Below are 17,959 nucleotides of genomic sequence, written 5' to 3' on the forward strand. Positions count from 1 at the left end.
CGGCGCCGACCGCGAGCACGTGGTGCGCGGGTCGCCGCGCTGTGCGGGCCGCGGGGCATGGGGCCCTGATCACGTCTTCACCCTAACCCATCTTGAACTGATCGTTTCAAGATGGGATGATGGTCTCCACCCACAAGGCGGAGCAGGAGGGAGTGCGGCATGGCGGGCAGGAAGCAGTTCGACATCGCCACGGCGCTCGACGCCGCGATGATCCAGTTCTGGCGGGCCGGCTACGCGGACACGTCGGTGGACGACCTGTCCCGGGCGACCGGACTCAACCGCAGTTCCATCTACTCCTCCCTCGGCGACAAGGACACGCTCTTCCTGCGCTGCCTGGAGCGCTACAGCACGCGGTACGGAGACAAGTACGACGCCGCGTTGTCCTGTGCCGCCGACCGCCCCCTGGCAGCCGCGCGGGCGTTCTTCGACATCACCCTGGAACGCATCGCGGACCCCGGTCTGCCCGACGGGTGCCTGGTGGCCCAGACCGTCATGGCGACCCCGGCGCTGAGCGCGAGCGTCGCGGCGCGCGCACGGGAGGCGATCGGCCTCCAGCACACCCGGCTGCGCGCCGCGCTGAAGGCCGGCCGCCTGCGCGACGAGGCGGCCGACTCCTTCGCGGCCCACCTCGCGGCCGTGAACCAGTCCCTCGCCGTCATGAGCAGAGCCGGAGCGAGCCCGGAGCAGCTGCGCGCCGTCGTCGACGTGACCCTCGACGCGCTGGCGCGGACTCTCGGCGCGAGCGACGGGGACCCGTCCGGCGCGAGCGACTGAGTCGCGGCCGGTACGAGTGGCTGAGTCGCGGCCGGTACGAGTGGCTGAGTCGCGTGCGGTACGAGTGTCAGAATCTCGTGCGGCCTGATCGGCGGGGACTCGTCCGGCCCGAGCGGACCCCGCCGTCGCACCCGCCCGGCCGCCGGTCCGCCGGCAGCGCGTCAGGGGAGCCGGACCAGGTGCACCGCGCAACTGGCCCAGTCGCCCGGCGCCAGGCCGGGGCGGTACCCGTACTCCGCGAGGACCGTGGCATGGTGGACCTCGCCCGTCCGCGCGTCACGGTAGCGGGCCCCGGGGGTGAGCCCCCGCAACCGCACCGGGAGCTGCGGGACTCCGTGCCGAGGCCCGCGCCGCCAGGCCAGCACCAGCGTCTCCGCGCCGTCCCCGGCGGCGTACTGCACGACCGTGGGGCCCTCGCCGTGCGGGCCGGACAGCCGGTACAGATCGCCCTGCTGGACCAGGTGACGCACCTTCTTGTACGCGGCCACCAGCTCGGCGCCCTCCGCCAGTTCGGCCTCCGACCAGCGGGTCAGGTCGCCGCCGATGCCCAGCAGCCCCGCCATCGCGGCATGGAAGCGGAAGCGCAGCGGCACCGTGCGCGCGGTGAGCTGGTTCGGCACGTCCGTCACCCAGGCGGACAGCACACGCGCCGGATGGATCTGGCCGAAGCCGTGCTGGATCACCAGACGGTCGACGGCGTCGGTGTTGTCCGACACCCACGCCTGGTCGGTGCGGGCGAGGATGCCCAGGTCGACGCGTCCGCCGCCGCCGCTGCACGTCTCCACGCGCAGCCCCGGGTGATCGGCCCGCAGCCGGTCCAGGACGCCGTACAGGTTGCTGACGTACGCCGTCCACAGCCGGTCGCCACGGTCACCGTCATCGCCGCCGGGGCCGTCACCGCCCGGGTGCCCCGCGCCCTCCCGCCGGGGCCAGCCGGCCTCGCTGAACGGGCGGTTCATGTCCCACTTGAGGAAGTCGATGCCGTGCTCGCCGACCAGCCGGGTGAGCCAGCCGTACGCCCAGTCGGCGACGTCGTCCCGGGCGAAGTTCAGCACGAGCTGGTGGCGCAGCTCGGTGCGGTCGCGGCCGGGCACGTGCAGCACCCAGTCGGGGTGCGCCCGGTACAGGTCGCTGTCCGGGTTGACCATCTCCGGCTCCACCCAGAGACCGAAGCGCATACCGAGCCCGTGCACCGCGTCCACCAGCGGACCGAGCCCGCCGGGGAAGCGGTCCGGGGACGGCGTCCAGTCGCCCAGCCCCGCCCGGTCGCTGCGGCGTGCGCCGAACCAGCCGTCGTCGACGACGTACAGCTCGACACCCAGCGCGGCGGCCCGCTCCGCGAGCGCCTTCTGGCTCCGCTCGTCGACGTCGAAACCGGTGGCCTCCCAGGAGTTGTACAGCACGGGTGCCACCTCCTGCGCGTGGGGCAGCACATGGCGGCGGACATACGTGTGCCAGGCCCGGCTCGCCGCGCCGAAGCCGCCCTCGGTGAACAGCCCCGCGAACACCGGGGTGGTGAACTCCTCGCCCGGCGCGAGCGGCACGGACGTGCCCTCGTGGCCGGCGCCGCCGGTGAACCCGGCCCGCCCGTCGGGTGTCCGCTGCACCGTGATGCGCCAGCTCCCGCTCCAGGCCAGGGCCGCGCTCCACACCCTGCCGTGCTCCTCGGACGCCTCTCCGTCGTCCAGCATCACCCAGGGGCCGGCGTGGTGGCTGGTGATCCCGCGCCTGCTGGTCAGCACCGTCTCCCCGGGCGGCAGCGGGTCGCGGCTGAGCTGGTTCTCCGCCGACCACTGGCCGGTCACGTGACTGATCCGGCAGCCGGGCAGCGGCGGCAGCGACCAGGCCGCCGAGTCGGCCCGCAGCAGGGCGAGGTGCCGGTCCCCGGCGTTGCGCAGCACCGTACGGCGCTCGATGACGTCCGTGTCCGCGCGCACCGTGTAGTGCAGCGCCACGTGCAGGGGGTACAGGCGGTCGCGGAACTCCAGGACCAGTTCCGCGCGGCCGGGCGCGGGTTCGAGGACGCGGTGGCCGGCGGGCTCCCACTCGAAGGCGCGTGAGCCGTCCGCGTAGCGGACCTGGAGGGACGGCGGGCCGTAGCGCGTGCCGCCGTCCACCGGGAGTTCCTCGCCCACCGGCGGCCGTCCCTCGAAGCTGCTCGCCGCCGCCGGGAGCGGGACGGCGAGGTCCACCGCCTCCGGCAGGGTCAGCCGGGGCCCCCAGGCGAGATGGCAGGGCGCACCCGTCTCGTCGACGCGCAGGGCGTAGGAGGTGCGGGGCGTGGTCAGCAGCCAGACCCCGCGGTCCGGGGCGTGGGAGATCGTCGGCATCGGGCCTCACGTTCGCGAGAAGGGGTGACAGCGGCAGAAGGCGGCGTGCTCGCAAGAGCCAAGCGTGACCTTCGACCCGGTGTCAACACCCCGCTCAACGCCTGGCTTTGAAAGACGATCACCTCGCTCAGGCAATCTTCGGAGGATTCCTGCTTCTTTCATTGACAGCAGAAAATAAGAGACCTAGGTTCCCGGCCATGTCCTCGCCCCTGTCCCCGCCCCCGCTCCTGGCCTCGCCCCGGACCGCCGCACCCGCCACCCGGCCGTCCGCCGAGACGTTCCCGGCGAACACCCCCGCCGCCGCGCAGATCTTCACCACGCTCCTCTCCCAGGGCCCCCTCACCCGCACGGAGGCGGGCCGCCGGGCCGGACTGTCCGCCGCCGCCGTCACCAAGGCGGTCCGGCCGCTGATCGAGGCCGGTTACCTGGTGGAGGACGCCGACGAGGACGCCCGCCCGGCGCTGGGCAGACCGGCGAACCTGGTCCGGGTCGACGGCGGACGCGCCCTGTTCATCGGGATCAAGGTGACCGGCGACGAGATCATCGGCGTCCTCACCGACCTGTGCTGCCGCATCCTGCTCGCCCGGCACCTGCCCCTCGAGGACCGCGCCCCCCGGGCCGTCCTGGCCTCGGCCGCCGGCCTGGTGGGGGAACTCCTCACCGAGGCGGACGGGTTCGGCGTCCACGTCATGGGACTCGGCGTCGCCGTCTCCGGCGACGTGGACCGCGCCGAGGGCGTCGTACGCTACTCGCCGTTCCTGGACTGGCGTGACGTGCCCCTGGCGGAACTCGCCGCGGCGACCACGGGGCTGCCGGTCACCGTCGACAACGACGTCCGCGCCCTGACCGTCGCCGAGCAGTGGTTCGGCGCGGGTGTCGGGCTGTCGGACTTCGCCGTGGTGACGGTCGGCGCGGGCATCGGCTGCGGCCTGGTCGTGCACGGCCGGGTGGTGGCCGGCGCCCACGGCGTGGCCGGCGAGATCGGGCACGTCACCGTCGACCCGGCCGGCCCGCCGTGCCGCTGCGGCAACCAGGGCTGCGTGGAGGCGATCGCCGGGGACGCCGCCATCGTCCGGCGGATCAGCGACGCCACCGGACGTGAGGTCGCCGACGCCGCGGAGGCCGTGGCCCTGGCCCGCCAGGGCGTCGCCGGGGCGCGTGAGGCCTACGCGCGCGCCGGTGAGGCGATCGGCCGGGGCATCGCCACCGTGGCCAACCTGCTCGGCCCCGAACGCGTGATCATCTCCGGTGAGGGCCTGGCCGCCTACGATCTGTTCGCCGAGCAGATCCGCGAGGCGTTCACCGCCGCCGCCTTCGGCTCCGCCGCCCAGTGCGACGTACAGACCCGCCCGCTGCCCTTCGAGGAATGGGCCCGCGGGGCGGCGGCCACCGCCATCCAGTCCTTCACCGCCCAGCACACACACTGACGGCCCACCCGAACCCGGACAGCCCACACCCCTCCACCTACCGCACATCCGACAACGGCAGCACACACCCCGGCCGCACCCCCGAACACGGCGGCCCACGCCCCGGCACCGCACACCTGACAAGGACAGCGCACACCCCAGCGCCCCCCGGGCGGCACACACGGGGCCGGCAGGCAACAGCACCCGCACCCGCACAGCGCGCCGTCCCCGGCACACCGCGCCGTCCCCGGCACCCCGACCGTTCCCACACGCACGTACGAGGAGCAACCATGACGCAGCAGATCCGCACCCCGCTGGCTGCGCCCGGCCCTGGGCGGCGCAGGGTCGTCGGCGGACTGTTCGGGCTGGGCGCCGCCGCCCTGGCCGCCCCCGTCCTCACCGCCTGCGGCGGGGGAGCGGGCGCAGACCCGAACACGGTCACGTTCGGCTCCAACGGCGCCGACGCCACCCCCAAGTCCGCCTACGCCGCCCTCACCAAGGCCTTCACCGCCGGCTCGGGCCTGAAGGTGAAGACGAACACCGTCGACCACGACACCTTCCAGAAGTCCATCACCAGCTACCTCCAGGGCACCCCGGACGACGTGTTCACCTGGTTCGCCGGGTACCGCATGCAGTACTTCGCCAAGAAGGGCCTGTGCACCGCGCTCGACGACGTCTGGGAGAAGATAGGCGGCGGATTCAGCGAGGCGACCAGGCAACTGGCGCGCGGCGCGGACGGCAAGTACTACTTCGTGCCGCTGTACAACTACCCGTGGGCCGTCTTCTACCGCAAGAGCCTCTTCGCCGAACGCGGCTACCAGGTCCCGCGCACGTGGGACGAGTTCGTCGCGCTGGCCAAGCGGATGAAGAAGGACGGCCTGTCCCCCGTGGCCTCCGGATACGGCGGCGGCGACAGCTGGTCGGTCCTCGGCGCCTTCGACTACCTGAACCTGCGCGCCAACGGCTACGACTTCCACACCTCACTGCTGCGCGGCCAGGTGTCCTGGACCGACCCGCGCACCGCCCGCGTCCTGGACCTGTGGCGCGAACTGACGCCGTACTACCAGGCGAGCGGCGGCGGCCGGTCCTGGCAGGACGCCGCCCAGTCGCTGCTGGACAAGAAGTCGGGCATGGCGGTCATCGGCCTCTTCCTCGGCCAGCAGATCACCGACGAGTCCCTCCGCGCCGACATCGACTTCTTCGCGTTCCCCGAGGTCGACGCCGCGCACGGCCAGGACACCGTGGAAGCCCCCACCGACGGCTTCATGCTCAGCCGCAGGCCGAAGAACCCGGACGGGGCGAAGAAGTTCCTGGAGTTCCTGGGCACCGCGCGGGCCGAACACACCTACATGGGCGTCGACCCGAGCAACCTCGCCGTCCACGAACAGGCCGGCACCGGCTCGTACAACGCCCTGCAGAAGAAGTCCGCGCGGCTCATCGCGGACGCCAAGCACATCAGCCAGTTCGCCGACCGCGACAGCGACCCCGGTTTCGTCTCCACCGTCCTGGTGCCCGGCCTGACCGAGTGGCTCAGCCACCCCGACGACGGCTCCGGCACGCTCAGGAAGATCGAGTCCCAGCGCTCGCGTTTCTTCACGGCCTGACCCCGGCCGGAAAGGCTCCCGCCGTGCCCTCCGTGACCCGCTCCGCCGCCCCGGCCCCCGCACCGCGCGCCCCCGGCCGGACGCCCCCCTCCTCCCGCCTCGGCCGCGGTGACCGCCTCTTCCTGGCGGCCGTCATCGGCCTGCCGCTCACCGCCCTCCTGGTCTTCGTCTGGCTGCCCGCGCTCGCCTCCGTCGCCCTGTCCTTCACCACCTGGGACGGCCTCGACCTGTCCGGCATCCACTGGACCGGACTCGGCAACTACACCGAGATCCTCACCAACTACCCGCCCTTCTGGCCCGCCGTCGAGCACAACGTGCTCTGGCTGCTCTTCACGGCGCTGCTGCCCACACCCTTCGGGGTCTTCCTCGCCTACCAGCTCGACAAGAAGATGCGGTTCACCCGCTTCTACCAGACCGCGGTCTTCCTGCCGATGGTGCTCTCCCTGGCCGTCGTCGGCTTCATCTGGGAGATCATCTACAACCCCGACACCGGGCTGCTCAACAGCCTCCTGGGCGCGGCCGGTTCCTCCCACCACATCGACTGGCTCGGCGACCCCGACCTCAACCTGTGGGCCGTGCTCGTCGCCTCCGCCTGGCGGCACACCGGCTACATCATGATCCTCTACCTGGCCGGCCTGAAGAGCTTCGACCCGGCCCTCAAAGAGGCCGCCGCCCTCGACGGCGCGAGCGGCCGGCAGACCTTCTTCCGCATCGTGCTGCCCGCGCTCAAGCCGGTCAACGTCATCATCGTCGTCGTCACCGTCATGGAGTCGCTGCGCGCCTTCGACATCGTCTACGTCCTCGGCGGCGGCACCGGCAGCAAGCCGGGCATGGAACTGCTGTCCCTGCTCATCACCGACAACATCATCGGCGAGTCCGGCCACATCGGCTACGGCTCCGCGCTCGCCGTCGTACTGCTGCTGGTCTCCCTGGCCGCGATCGGCGCGTTCCTCGTGCAGACCTTCCGCAAGGAGGACACATGACGACGATCGCCCCCGGCCCGGACGCGCACACCCGCGCCCGCACGCGCACCGGCACCCGCAACCGCCCTGCCCGGCGGCCCGCCCCGCCCGGCGCCCGCTCCCGCCCGCCCCGCGACACCGGCCGCCACCTCCTGCTCGGCACCGTCTCCCTGCTGTGGCTCCTCCCGCTGCTGTGGGCCGTGTACACCTCGCTGCGCTCCTACGACGACACCGCGCGCCACGGCTACTTCTCGCTGCCGCACAGCTTCGGTCCGGGCAACTTCAAAGACGCCTGGTCCCAGTCCGGCATGCCGCACTTCTTCCTCAACTCCGTCCTCATCACCGTCCCCGCCGTCCTCGGCACGCTGCTCTTCTCCGCCGCGGTCGCCTTCTTCGTCACCCGCTTCGACTTCCGGCTCAACCTGGCGCTGCTGATGCTGTTCACCGCGGGCAACCTGCTGCCCGCCCAGGTCCTCATCACCCCGCTGTACCGGCTCTACCTCCAGATGCCGCTGCCCGCGTGGATGAGCGACTCGCTGCTGCTGTACAACTCCGCCTGGGGCATCGTCGTCATCCACATCGCCTACCAGTGCGGCTTCTGCACCTTCGTCCTCAGCAACTACATGAAGACGATCCCCAAGGAGATCTCCGAGGCCGCCCTCGTCGACGGCGCGCCCGTGTGGCGGCAGTTCTTCCAGATCATCCTCCCGCTGTGCCGGCCGGCGTTCGCCGCGCTCGCCACGCTCGAGTCCATCTGGATCTACAACGACTTCTTCTGGCCGCTCACCCTCATCGAGACCGGCGACAAGCGCCCCGTCACCTCCGCGCTGGCCAACCTCCAGGGCCAGTACTTCACCAACCCCAACCTGATCGCGGCGGGCGCGCTGATGACCGCCGTCCCCACGCTGCTGGTGTACTTCGCGCTCCAGCGCCAGTTCATCAGCGGACTCACCATCGGCTCGGGCAAGGGCTGAGCCGCCCCGGGCAACGCAAGGACACCACCGAGTCCCCCGATCCCCTTCAGGAGGCACGACCCATGCGGTCATCCTCGTACCCCGCCCTGCCCGCACGCGGCCTGAGAGCCGTGGTCGTCCTGGCGGTCGCCGCCGGCCTGGCGACGACCACCCAGGCGGCACACGCGCACACGGGCTCCCAGGCGGCACCCGCGCACACCACCGCCCCGGCCGCACCCGCACACCTCACCCCGGCCGCGCACACCGACGGCGCCACCGCTCCCGCCCTCGCCGCCAAGCCCTACATGGGCTGGTCCAGCTGGAGCATGCAGTCCTCGAAGTACCCCGGCCTCAACCCCGACGGCGACTACAGCTACCTCACCGAGGCCAACGTCCTCAAGCAGACCGGCGCCCTGGCCGCCAAGCTGAAGAAGTACGGCTACGACCACGTCAACATCGACGCCGGCTGGTGGCGCGACGACACCTGGAAACCCGGGTTCGACCGGTACGCCCGCCAGCAGGCCGACCCGGTCCGCTTCCCGCACGGCATGAAGGCCGTCGCCGACGCCATCCACGCCAAGGGCCTCAAGGCGGGCATCTACCTGCCCGCCGGCCTGGAGAAGGAGGCGTACAACGGCGGGAAGTCCCCGATCTGGCACGCCGACGGCTGCACCACCGCCGACATCGTCTACGGCGACCTGCGCACCACCAACGGCTGGGACAGCGCCTACAAGCTCGACTTCTCCCGCCCCTGCACCCAGAAGTACGTCGACTCCCAGGCCCGGCTGCTCGCCGACTGGGGCTACGACTTCCTCAAGCTGGACGGCGTGGGCCCCGGCTCGGGCAAGAGCGGCGACCAGTACGACAACGTCGCCGACGTGGCCGCCTGGCACCAGGCCATCGCCGCCGCCGGACGCCCGGTCCACCTGGAGATTTCCTGGTCCCTGGACATCGCACACGCCGCCGACTGGAAGAAGTACTCCGACGGCTGGCGCATCGACACCGACGTCGAGTGCTACTGCAACACCCTGGTCAGCTGGGAGAACTCCGTCGACGACCGCTTCGCCGACACCCCCGCCTGGACCCGGCACGCCGGGCCCGGCGGCTGGAACGACCTCGACTCCCTCGACGTCGGCAACGGCCGCATGGACGGCCTGACCGACGCCGAACGGCAGACCTACGCGACCCTGTGGGCCATCGCCAAGTCCCCCCTCTACACCGGTGACGACCTCACCCGCCTCGACTCCTACGGCCTGTCCCTGCTCACCAACCGCGAGGTCATCGCCGTCGACCAGAGCAGCGCCCCGCCCGCACACCCCGTCACCCCGGCCGACCCGCAGCAGGTCTGGGCGGCCGAGAACCCCGACGGCACCTACACCGTCGCCCTGTTCAACCTGGCCGACGCCCCCGCCGCCGTCACCGCCGACTTCTCCGCCCTCGGCTTCACCGGCCGGGCGGCCGTGCGCGACCTGTGGAACCACGAGAACCTCGGCACCCACCGCGACAAGGTGACCGAGGCCCTGCCCGCGCACGGCTCCCGCCTGTTCACCCTCACCCCGCGCGGCGCCACCCCCGTCACCTACACCGGTCATGAGGCCGAGGCGGGCACGAACACCCTGAGCGGCAGCGCCTCCGTCGCCGACTGCTCCGCCTGCTCCGGCGGCAAGAAGGTCGGCAACCTCTACCTGGGCGGCAAGCTCACCGTCGACGACATCGTCGTCGGCAAGGCGGGCACCTACCAGGTGAAGGTCGCCTACGTCAGCGGCGACGCCCGCTCCGCCTCCGTCTTCGCGAACGACGGCGGCGCCGTCCGCCACACGTTCCCCGCCACCGGCGACTGGGGCACCGTCGCCACCGTCACCGTCCCCGTGGTGCTGAAGGCCGGCACCAACACCCTCACCTTCGACAGCGGCTCCGACTACGCCCCGGACATCGACCGGATCGACGTACCGAAGTCCCTCTGACGCGGTCGCGGTCCCACCGCCCCCCGCCGCATCCCCTCGGTCCCGGCCGGACCGTGCCCCGGCGAACCCCGTAGGTCCGGCCGGACCCCGTCCCGGCCGGGACCCGCCCCGACCCAGGAGCCGCCATGTCCCCCGCCCAGCCCCGCCCGCCCGAGTCACCCCGAGCGCACGCCGCCTCCACTCCCAGCAGAAGAGCCCTCCTGTCCGCCGCCGCGACCGCCTCCCTCGCCGGAGCCCTCGGTGCCCTGCCCGCCTTCACCGCCTCGGCCGCCCCGCAGCGCCCGCCCGCCACCCCGAAGGCGTCCGACGCCCCCGGGGACGCGCGGCACACCCTGTGGTGGCAGGCCCCCGCCGACGAGCACTCGATGATCGGACAGGGCCTGCCCGTCGGCAACGGACGCCTCGGCGCCCTCGCGGGCAACGACCCGGCCCGTGAACTGCTGCTCGTCACCGACGCCACGATGTGGACCGGCGGCCTCAACGACACCCTCGACGCCGACGGCCAGTTCCCCTACGGCCGCGACGACTTCGGCTCCCTCACCCTCCTCGCCCGCCTCACCGTCGCCCTCCCCGGCCACGACCTCTCCGCCGTCCACGACTACCGCCGCACCCTCGACCTCGCCCAGGGCCTGATCACCACCTCCTACGTACGCTCGGGCGTCACCTACCGCCGCGAGGTCTTCGCCAGCCGTCCCGACGACGTGATCGTCGTGCACCTCACCCAGAGCGGGGGTGGCCACCACACCGGCACCGTCACCCTGGAAGGCACCCACGGCGAGGCCCCGGCGGTCTCCTTCGGCGGCGCCTTCCCCAACGGACTGCGCTACGGCGCCGCCGTCACCGCGTACACGAGCGGCGGCGGCCGGGTACGCGTCCACGGCGGCCGCGTCGACTTCACCGGCTGCCCCGACCTCACCGTCGTGCTCAGCGGCGGCACCAACTACACCCCCGACGCCCGGACCGCGTACCGCGACCCCTCCCTCGACCCCGAACAGCTCGCCCGGACGAAGGTGCGCGCGGCGGCCTCGCACCCGGCCGCCGTCCTGCGCCGCACGCACACCGCCGACCACCGCGCCCTGTACGACGCCTTCGCACTCGACCTCGGCACCTCCACCCCGCAGCAGCGCTCCCTCGACACCTGGGAGCGCGTCCGCCACCGCGCGCAGAGCGGCGTCCCCGATCCCGAACTGGAGGCCGCCTACGTCCAGTTCGGCCGCCATCTGATGATCTCCGGATCCCGGGGCAGCCTCCCGCTGGGCCTGCAGGGCCTGTGGCTCGACGGCAACGACCCGGACTGGATGGGCGACTACCACACCGACATCAACCTCCAGATGAACTACTGGATGGCCGACCGGACCGCCCTGTCCCCCTGCTTCGACGCCCTCACCGACTACTGCCTCGCCCAGCTCCCGGCCTGGACCGACCTGACCCGCCGGCTCTTCGACGACCCGCGCAACCGCTACCGCAACTCCAGCGGCGAGAACGCGGGATGGACCGTCGCCATCTCCACCAACCCGTACGGCGGGGGCGGCTGGTGGTGGCACCCGGCGGGCAACGCCTGGCTGTGCAACACCCTCTTCGAGCACTACGAGTACACCCTCTCCCGCGCCCACCTGGAGAAGATCCACCCGCTGCTCAAGGGCGCCTGCGAGTTCTGGGAGGCCCGGCTGGTCACCACAACTCTGCCCGGCGGCACCGAGGAGGTGCTCGTCGCCGACAGCGACTGGTCGCCCGAACACGGCCCGCTGGACGCCAAGGGCATCACCTACGCCCAGGAACTGGTGTGGGCGCTCTTTGGCAACTACCGGTCCGCCTGCGCCGAGTTGAAGAAGGACACCGCCCACGCGGAGCGGATCGGCGCGCTGCGCGAGCGGCTGTACCTGCCCCGGGTGAGCCCGAAGACGGGCTGGCTGGAGGAGTGGATGTCGCCGGACAACCTCGGCGAGACCACCCACCGCCACCTGTCCCCGCTCGTCGGCCTCTTCCCCGGCGACCGGATCCGCCCCGACGGCTCCACCCCGAAGGACATCGTCGACGGAGCCAGAGCCCTCCTCACCGCGCGCGGCACGGAGAGCTTCGGCTGGGCCAACGCCTGGCGCGCCCTGTGCTGGGCCCGGTTGAAGGACGCCGAGAAGGCCTACCGGCTGGTCGTCAACAACCTCCGCCCCTCCACCGGCGGCGCCAACGGCACGGCCTTCAACCTCTTCGACATCTACGAGACCGGGCCGGGCCGGGGCATCTTCCAGATCGACGCCAACTTCGGCACCCCGGCCGCGGTCGTCGAGATGCTGCTGTACGCGCGCCCCGGGCACATCGAACTGCTCCCGGCGCTGCCCGCCGCGTGGGCGGCCTCCGGCGAGGTCAGCGGCGTTCCCGTGCGCGGCGGGTTCACCGTCGACCTGTGCTGGAAGGACGGCACGCCGGTGTCGGTGCGGATCCACAGCACCGGGGGCCGCGCCACTACGGTGGCCCACGGCGGCACCTCGCGCGCCGTCGCCCTGGAACCGGGAAGATCCGTCACGCTGAAGGGATTCGACCGATGAGGGACCAGCTCACCCGGGCCGCCGCCCTGGCCGCCGTACTCCTGACCGCGACGGCCGCCACCGCGACCGCCGCGCACGGCACGGCCGCCGTCCCTTCCAGAGCCTTCGATGCCGCCGCGCCCGCAGGCGCCGCCGCCCCGCGCGCCGCCGCCCCCGGACAGCCGGTGCTCGCGTGGACCACGGCCGTGCGGCCCGCGCTCGCGCAGACCACCGGCGCGCAGACCACCGGCGTGCAGCGGGCGCCCGGGGAGGCGGAGTCCTTGCACGCCGCCTCCCGGCCGGCCGTGTCCGTCCGGGCCGCGTCCGGTGCGCGGTCGCACGAGGTGGTGACCTGGGGGGCGAGCGCCGACCGTGTCGGCAGCGGGGTGCCCGACCGCGCGTACCGGCTCGTCGTGCACACCAGCGTGGCCGGGAGCGACCCGCGGATCCGGCTGAGCAACGCCTTCGGCGACCGGCCGCTGACCTTCGACAGCGTCTGGGCCGGTGTCCAGGAGTCGGGCGCCGCCCTGCGCCCCGGCAGCAACCGCAGGCTGACCTTCGGCGGCGCGGCCACGGTCACCGTCCCGGCCGGGCGGACCGTCCTCAGCGACCCGCTGCCCGGCCGGCTGCCCGCCGGCACCGGCCTGGTCGTCAGCCTGCACAGCCCGGACGCGGCCGGTCCGGCCACCGGGCACGGCATGGCCATGCAGACGTCGTACACCACGCAGGGCGACCACACCGCCGAGGAGGGCGCCGGCCACTGGACGAGCACCACCGGTTCCTGGTTCTACCTGGACTCCGTCTCTGTACGGACCGCTGCGCGCACCGCCGCGGTCGTCGCGCTCGGCGACTCCATCACGGACGGCTGGCACTCCAGCACCGACCTGAACCGCCGCTGGCCCGACTACCTCGCGCGCCGCCTGGGGAAGGCGCGCACCGACGTCCGGGGGGTGGCCAACGAGGGCATCTCCGGCAACAAGGTGCTGGCCGACGGGGCCGGGCAGAGCGCCCTCAACCGGCTGGACCGTGACGTGCTGTCCCAGCCGGGGGTGCGGACCGTCTTCCTCTTCGAGGGCGTCAACGACATCAAGGCGCACACCGGGGTCACGGCCGCCGACCTGATCGCCGGGTACCGCGAGATCGCCGCGCGGGCGCATGCCGCCGGGAAGTGCGTGGTCGGTGCGACCGTCGGGCCGTTCAAGGGCTGGGGCGAGTGGGACCAGGCCGCGGAGTCGGTACGCCAGGAGGTCAACGCCTTCCTCCGCGACAGCGGCGAGTTCGACGCGGTGACCGACTTCGACCGCGTCCTGCGCAGCCCGTACGACCCGGAGCGCATCCTGCCGTTCCTCGACGGCGGCGACCATCTGCACCCCAACGACAAGGGGATGCAGGCGATGGCCGACGCGGTGGACCTCACCGCTCTGGACTGCACCGGCGGTCCGCACTCCGCCCGCTGACACGAGACCCGGGCCGGGTACACCTGCGCGCCCTCACACATGTCCTGCCATGTGTGAGGGCGCGCAGCCATGACCGGAGGGGACGGCCTGGAAGCACGTGCACCTTGCATCCAGCAGACGAGGTGTGCACGCGAGGTGTTCACACATGGTGTCCAGAAGCGCATGTGGGTGCCCGGCTGGCCGGGCTGCTGCGGAACCGAAGTAGCGATTGATCATCATCGCCGTCACCCCGGCCCGCTCGGCGATCTGCCGGACGCCGGCCCTCGCGTAACCGTGCTCGGTGAACTCCACCACCGCCGCCTGGAGAATCGCCTCCCTGGTCACGGCACCGTCCCGCTTGCGGCCGGCCTGCTGAGTACTCATGCGCAGGAGCATACGGGGACCGCCACCCCGGGATCGGACCGGCCGCTGGGCCGTCGCGTCGAAGACACGGCGAGGGCGCGTGGTGCCGCCGCTCTCGCGCCATGCAGGTGACACCGCAGCGCCGAAGCCGCTCAGAGCACCGCGTGGCCGGCCGCGCCGGGCGCGATGCCGGGCAGCACGGCACGGGTGAGGCCGGCCGCGCCGGAGAAGTTCATCTCGGACAGCCGGCGCGATCGCCCGCGAGTCCCGGACCGGCACGCCTCACGGTTTGTGGGTCACCCAGAGCAGTTCCGCCGGCCAGCGGTGTCCCCAGTCGGGCGGGTCGGTTTCGTTGTAGCCGTTGGGTGTTCCGAGTCCGGGCCGCGGCTCGATGAGGTCGTCGATGACGAGACCCGCGCCGCGCAGGACCTTGACCCAGCCGCCGTAGGTGAGCTGATAGCTGGTCGCGCCGTCGCCTTCGGCGATGGTGTCCAGCCCGAAGTAGTCCTGCCGCAGCGTCGTGGTCACGCGGCCGGCGGCTTCGTCGTAGCAGGCTTCGAACCAGGGGCTGGCGACGTTGAACACCAGGCGTCCGCCCCGGCGCAGGACGCGTGCGGCCTGCGGGACGGCCAGGTGCGGGGGCGCCCAGCTGAGCCCGCCGAAGTCGCAGAACACCAGGTCGAAGCTGTCGGCGGCGAAGGGGAGGTGTTCGGCGGCGCCTTGGACCAGCGGGTAGCGGGCCGCTCCCATCGCGCGGGCCGCTGCGGCGAGCTGGGCTTCGGACAGGTCGAGCCCGACCACGGTGGCGCCCTCGGCGGCGAGCGCCCTGGACCACTGGCCGGCGCCGCAGCCGAGTTCGAGGACGCGCTTGCCGGTGACGTCGCCCAGGGCGTGCAGGTGCGCGTCGGGGACGGAGTACATGCCCCACAGCCGGGGTGAGGCGCCGATCTGCGGGTCGTGCTCGTGCTGGTAGTCGCTGCTGATCCGATTCCAGAGCCGCCGGTTGGCGGGGATGCTGTCCACGTGCCGACTCCAGCACCGCCTGCCGTGGGCGGTCAAGACGATTAGGGCACTGACCGGCCCTCGCCTCGGTCCGGCCCTGGGCCGGACCGTGATCCGCGCCTGATCCGATCGGAAGGCCCCCGGGAGCCGTCGGACGCTCCGCGGCGCCGAATGTGTGCGCAGCGGGCATACACGGCACGGCCGCGGGGTTGTCACCCGTGACGTGTGACCCCGGCACCGGTGCAGCACACGTGTGCTCGTGCTAGATATGTGTCTTTGTCGAAACTTTGCACCACAAACCCGAGAATCTGCTTGCCTGCGGCAACCAAACAAATATGGTTGCTTGAAGCAATGACATTGGAGACCGCCGTGGCCGACAGGGCCCAGTACGAGGAGCTGGTCCGCCAGTTCAGCGCCTTCGGCGCGGTGAAACGTGAGCTGAGCCGGAGTCTGCCGGAAGGCTGCTCCCACGCGTCCGCCACCGTGCTCGCCCTGCTGAGCCGGTACGGCGACATACGTATGGGAAGCCTCGCCGAACTGCTCTCCGTCGACATGTCGGTCATCAGCCGCCAGATCGCGCACATGGCCGCGCAGGGCTGGATCGACCGCTCCCCGGACCCGGCGGACCGGCGCTCACGCATCCTGCGCCTGACCCCCGCCGGCCGGGCCCAGCTCGACGAACTGTCCGACCGGACCACGCGGCTGCTGGCCGACCGGCTGAGCGGCTGGAGCGACGACGAGGTCGGCGCCCTGATCCGGCTCATGGCACGGCTGCGGACGAGCTTCGGCGGCGCCTGTGAACCGGCCGGGCTCGCCGCCCGGCCCGCGCACCTGCCCGCCGCCGTCCGTACCTCCCGCGACACCACACAGACTGAGGAAGTTTCATGACCACGACCACACCAGACGGTGTACGGGCACACCCCGGACCCGGCTCGGACCCCGCCGCCGTGAACATGTCCCACCGGCAGATCATGGAAGCGCTGTCCGGCCTGCTGCTCGGACTGTTCGCCGCCATCCTCTCGTCCACCGTCGTCACCAACGCCCTGCCCCGGATCATCGGCGACCTGGGCGGCGGCCAGAGCGCCTACACCTGGGTGGTCACCGCCTCGCTCCTCGCGGTCACGGCGTCGACACCGCTGTGGGGCAAACTCGCCGACCTGTTCAGCAAGAAGATCCTCGTCCAGGCCGCGCTCGTCGTCTACATCGCGGGCTCCCTGGTGGCCGGCCTGGCGCAGAACCCCGCCACCCTGATCACCGCCCGCGTCATCCAGGGGCTGGGCGGCGGCGGGCTGTCCGCGCTGGCCCAGGTCGTCCTGGCCGCGATGATCTCCCCGCGCCAGCGCGGCCGGTACTCCGGCTACCTGGGCGCGACGTTCGCCGTCGCCACCGTCGGCGGCCCGCTGCTCGGCGGTGTCATCACCGACACCTCCTGGCTCGGCTGGCGCTGGTGCCTCTTCGTCGGCATCCCCTTCGCCCTCATAGCCCTGTTCGTGCTGCAGAAGACGCTGAACCTGCCGGTGGTCAAGCGCCGGGCGAAGGTCGACTGGGCCGGCGCCTTCTTCGTCACCGCGGCCGTCTGTCTGCTGCTGATCTGGGTCACCTTCGCCGACGACAAGTACGCCTGGCTGTCCTGGCAGACGTACGCGATGGTCGGCGGCTCGGTCCTGCTCACCCTGGTCTTCCTGTTCGTCGAGACCCGGGCCGCCGAACCCATCATCCCGCTGCGCCTGTTCCGCAACCGCACCATCGCCCTGGCCTCGCTCGCCTCGCTGCTCGTCGGCATCGCGCTCTTCGCGGGCACCGTCTTCTTCAGCCAGTACTTCCAGCTGGCCCGCGGTGACTCCCCGACCCGCTCGGGCATCATGACGATCCCGTTCATCGGCGGCCTGTTCGTCTCCTCCACGGTCTCCGGACGGGTCATCACCACCACCGGCAGGTGGAAGGGCTGGCTGCTGTCCGGCGGCGTCCTGCTCACCGCGGGCGTGGCCCTGCTGGGCATGCTCCGCCACGACACCCCGTACTGGCAGATCGCGTGCTGCATGGCCCTGATGGGCCTCGGCGTCGGCATGACCCTGCAGAACCTGGTGCTGTGCACCCAGAACCAGGTGGCCCCCGGCGACCTGGGCGCCGCCTCCTCCGTCGTGACCTTCTTCCGGTCCCTGGGCGGCGCGGTGGGTGTCTCGGTGCTCGGCTCCGTCATGACGTCACGGATCGGCCACTACGCCCGCGCGAGCATCGGCACCCTCAGCCCGCAGGACCAGGTGTCGGCCGCCAAGGCCTCCGGCGGCGGCACCCTGCCCGACCTGCACCTGCTGCCGGCGCCGGTCCGCACCTGGCTGGAGAGCGCCTACGGACACGGCATCGGTGACATCTTCCTGTACATCGCGCCGGTCGCCCTGCTCGCCTTCCTGGTGACCCTGTTCATCAAGGAGGTCCCGCTGCGTGCCACCAGCGGCCTGGCGCAGGCGGCCGAGACCCCCGACGGGACCGGGACCACCAAGGCCGCCGAGGAACCCGGCGGCTACGAACTTGATCGCCCGGACAAGTCCTAGTACTCCAGCAGCGTTTCGCTATCTGGCCTGGTCAGAGGCGTCGTCTGGAGTGTAGTCGGCTGGTGTTGTGTCAGGGGTGGTCTTGCTGGAC

Annotated in this window: 13 protein-coding genes; 10 read left to right on the forward strand and 3 right to left on the reverse strand. The window is 72.2% G+C overall.

Translation table 11 applies throughout. The features are described 5' to 3' along the window. Positions 1-159: 159 nt before the first annotated feature. Entirely contained in the window at positions 160-774 is a 615-nt protein-coding gene (locus ABZ719_RS28220) for a TetR/AcrR family transcriptional regulator (RefSeq protein WP_366727990.1), read from the forward strand. A 161-nt stretch (positions 775-935) separates the two neighbouring features. On the opposite strand, the gene ABZ719_RS28225 is transcribed toward ABZ719_RS28220, so the two are convergent. After that, positions 936-3,104: an alpha-galactosidase gene (locus ABZ719_RS28225; RefSeq protein WP_366727991.1), complete on the reverse strand. Its 2,169-nt coding sequence runs from the start codon at positions 3,102-3,104 to the stop codon at positions 936-938. Between the two features lie 197 nt (positions 3,105-3,301). On the opposite strand from ABZ719_RS28225, the gene ABZ719_RS28230 reads away from it, so the two are divergent. The 7 genes from ABZ719_RS28230 (at position 3,302) to ABZ719_RS28260 (ending at position 13,972) form a co-directional block, all read left to right on the forward strand. Further along, complete coding sequence (locus tag ABZ719_RS28230) at positions 3,302-4,531, forward strand: ROK family transcriptional regulator (protein ID WP_366727992.1); 1,230 nt, start codon at positions 3,302-3,304, stop codon at positions 4,529-4,531. 269 nt (positions 4,532-4,800) lie between these two features. Continuing rightward, positions 4,801-6,114, forward strand: coding sequence for an ABC transporter substrate-binding protein (locus ABZ719_RS28235; RefSeq protein ID WP_366727993.1), 1,314 nt, complete (start codon positions 4,801-4,803; stop codon positions 6,112-6,114). Positions 6,115-6,137: 23 nt separating this feature from the next. Further along, positions 6,138-7,097, forward strand: coding sequence for a sugar ABC transporter permease (locus ABZ719_RS28240; RefSeq protein WP_366727994.1), 960 nt, complete (start codon positions 6,138-6,140; stop codon positions 7,095-7,097). Beyond that, positions 7,094-8,050 (forward strand): carbohydrate ABC transporter permease, encoded by a 957-nt coding sequence (locus ABZ719_RS28245; RefSeq protein ID WP_366727995.1) that lies wholly within the window; start codon positions 7,094-7,096, stop codon positions 8,048-8,050. The genes ABZ719_RS28240 and ABZ719_RS28245 overlap by 4 nt, the downstream gene beginning before the upstream one ends. A 62-nt stretch (positions 8,051-8,112) precedes the next feature. Further along, a complete protein-coding gene (locus ABZ719_RS28250; RefSeq protein WP_366727996.1) occupies positions 8,113-9,993 on the forward strand; it encodes a carbohydrate-binding protein in 1,881 nt (626 codons plus the stop codon). Between the two features lie 125 nt (positions 9,994-10,118). Continuing rightward, the gene (locus ABZ719_RS28255; RefSeq protein ID WP_366727997.1) at positions 10,119-12,536 is read left to right on the forward strand and encodes a glycoside hydrolase N-terminal domain-containing protein; all 2,418 of its coding nucleotides are present in this window, start codon (positions 10,119-10,121) and stop codon (positions 12,534-12,536) included. Then, positions 12,533-13,972 carry an SGNH/GDSL hydrolase family protein gene (locus tag ABZ719_RS28260; protein ID WP_366727998.1) on the forward strand — a complete coding sequence of 480 codons (1,440 nt, stop codon included), beginning with the start codon at positions 12,533-12,535 and terminating at the stop codon, positions 13,970-13,972. The genes ABZ719_RS28255 and ABZ719_RS28260 overlap by 4 nt, the downstream gene beginning before the upstream one ends. 33 nt (positions 13,973-14,005) lie before the next feature. On the opposite strand, the gene ABZ719_RS28265 is transcribed toward ABZ719_RS28260, so the two are convergent. Continuing rightward, entirely contained in the window at positions 14,006-14,335 is a 330-nt protein-coding gene (locus ABZ719_RS28265) for a helix-turn-helix domain-containing protein (protein ID WP_366727999.1), read from the reverse strand. Between the two features lie 261 nt (positions 14,336-14,596). Then, on the reverse strand, positions 14,597-15,337 hold the full coding sequence (locus ABZ719_RS28270; RefSeq protein WP_366728000.1) for a class I SAM-dependent methyltransferase: 741 nt from the start codon (positions 15,335-15,337) through the stop codon (positions 14,597-14,599). A 348-nt stretch (positions 15,338-15,685) separates the two neighbouring features. Here ABZ719_RS28270 and ABZ719_RS28275 point away from each other — a divergent pair, with 348 nt between their 5' ends. Next, entirely contained in the window at positions 15,686-16,204 is a 519-nt protein-coding gene (locus tag ABZ719_RS28275; RefSeq protein WP_366728002.1) for a MarR family transcriptional regulator, read from the forward strand. 65 nt (positions 16,205-16,269) lie between these two features. Beyond that, positions 16,270-17,868, forward strand: coding sequence for an MDR family MFS transporter (locus tag ABZ719_RS28280; protein ID WP_366728003.1), 1,599 nt, complete (start codon positions 16,270-16,272; stop codon positions 17,866-17,868). Positions 17,869-17,959: the final 91 nt, after the last annotated feature.

This window comes from Streptomyces sp. NPDC006743, assembly GCF_040703815.1.
Taxonomy (GTDB): domain Bacteria; phylum Actinomycetota; class Actinomycetes; order Streptomycetales; family Streptomycetaceae; genus Streptomyces.